Annotated in this window: 1 protein-coding gene; it reads left to right on the top strand. The window is 74.3% G+C overall.

What is annotated here, in order from left to right; translation table 11 throughout:
* The coding region (locus H5J30_RS31245) for an MDR/SDR family oxidoreductase (RefSeq protein WP_181790899.1) at positions 1-1,749 on the top strand (1,749 nt) is incomplete at both ends.

The following is a 1,749-nucleotide window of genomic DNA, read 5'->3' as shown; positions in this document are numbered from 1 at the left end:
GGCACGGCGACGGTCCCGCGGCTCGTCCGCACCTCGTCGGCCGACACGCTCGCGGTGCCGGCGGACTCCCCCGCCTGGCACCTGGACGTCACCGAGCGCGGCACGCTGGAGCATCTGGCGCTGCTGCCCGGCGGGCCGGAGGTGCTCGAACCGCCGGCGGAGGGGCAGGTGCGCATCGCCGTGCGGGCGGCGGGCGTGAACTTCCGCGACGTGCTCATCACCCTCGGCATGTACCCGGGCGAGGCGACGCTCGGCGGCGAGGGCGCCGGCGTGGTGCTGGAGACCGGGCCGGGGGTGACCGGGCTGGCGCCGGGCGACCGCGTCATGGGGCTGCTGCGCGACGGCTTCGGGCCGTACGCCGTCGCCGACCACCGCCATCTGGTGCGGATGCCGGCGGAGTGGTCGTACGCGCAGGCCGCCTCGGTGCCCATCGCGTTCGTCACCGCCTACTACGGGCTCCGCGACCGCGCCGGTCTCGGCTCCGGCGACGCCGTGCTCGTCCACTCCGCGGCGGGCGGTGTCGGCATGGCGGCGGTGCAGCTGGCCCGGCACTTCGGCGCCGAGGTGTACGGCACGGCGAGCCCCGGCAAGTGGGACGCGCTGCGGGCGAACGGATTCGACGACGCGCACATCGGCAACTCGCGGACGCTGGAGTTCAGGGACCGGTTCCTCGCGGCGACCGGCGGCCGCGGCGTGGACGTGGTGCTGAACGCGCTGGCCGGGGAGTTCGTGGACGCCTCCCTCGCGCTGCTGCCGCGCGGCGGCGGCTTCCTGGAGATGGGCAAGACCGACATCCGCGACGCCGCCGGGGTGTCGGCGGACCGTCCCGGGGTCGCCTACCAGGCGTTCGACCTGGCCGAGGCGGGCCCCGACCGGGTGCAGGAGATCCTGCGCGAGCTGGTCGGCCTCTTCGAGAAGGGGGCGCTCACGTCGCTGCCGCTGGAGGTGTGGGACGTACGGAGGGCGCCCGACGCCTTCCGGCACCTGAGCCAGGCGCAGCACGTGGGCAAGGTCGTCCTCGGCATCCCGCGCACGCCGGATCCGGAGGGCACGGTTCTGATCACCGGCGGTACGGGCACGCTGGCCCGGCTGACCGCGCGTCACCTCGTGTCCCACCACGACGTCCGCCACCTTCTGCTGGTCAGCCGCCGGGGCCCGGACGCCGAAGGCGCCGACGACCTCACCGCCGAACTCACCGACCTCGGCGCACAGGTACGCATCGAAGCCTGCGACGTGACCGACTCCACCGCCGTCGCCGCACTCCTGGCATCGGTCCCCGACAACCACCCCCTCACCGGTGTGATCCACACCGCCGGCGCCCTCGACGACGCCGTCATCGACTCGCTGACCCCCGAGCGCCTCCACGCGGTCCTGCGCCCCAAAGCCGACGCCGCCTGGCACCTGCACCAGCACACCCACCACCACGACCTCGCCTTCTTCGCCCTCTACTCCTCCGCCGCGGGCACCCTGGGCAACCCCGGCCAAGCCAACTACGCCGCAGGCAACACCTACCTCGACGCCCTCGCCCACCACCGCCGCGGGCAAGGGCTCCCCGCGACCTCCCTCGCCTGGGGTTACTGGGCCGAAACCAGCGCCATGACCGCCCACCTGGACGACGCCGCGCTCCAGCGCAACAAGCGCGACGGCATGCTCGGACTCACCGAAGAGACCGGCATGGCGCTCTTCGACGCCGGGCTGCGTTCGCCGTACCCCGCGCTCGTCCCCGCCCGGCTGAGCCTCGCTTCCCTC

This window comes from Streptomyces phytophilus, assembly GCF_013870535.1.
In the GTDB taxonomy this organism is placed as follows: Bacteria; Actinomycetota; Actinomycetes; order Streptomycetales; family Streptomycetaceae; genus Streptomyces; species Streptomyces phytophilus.
The sequence above is the reverse complement of the archived record's forward strand: the minus strand, read 5'-3'. Positions and strand labels throughout refer to the sequence as shown.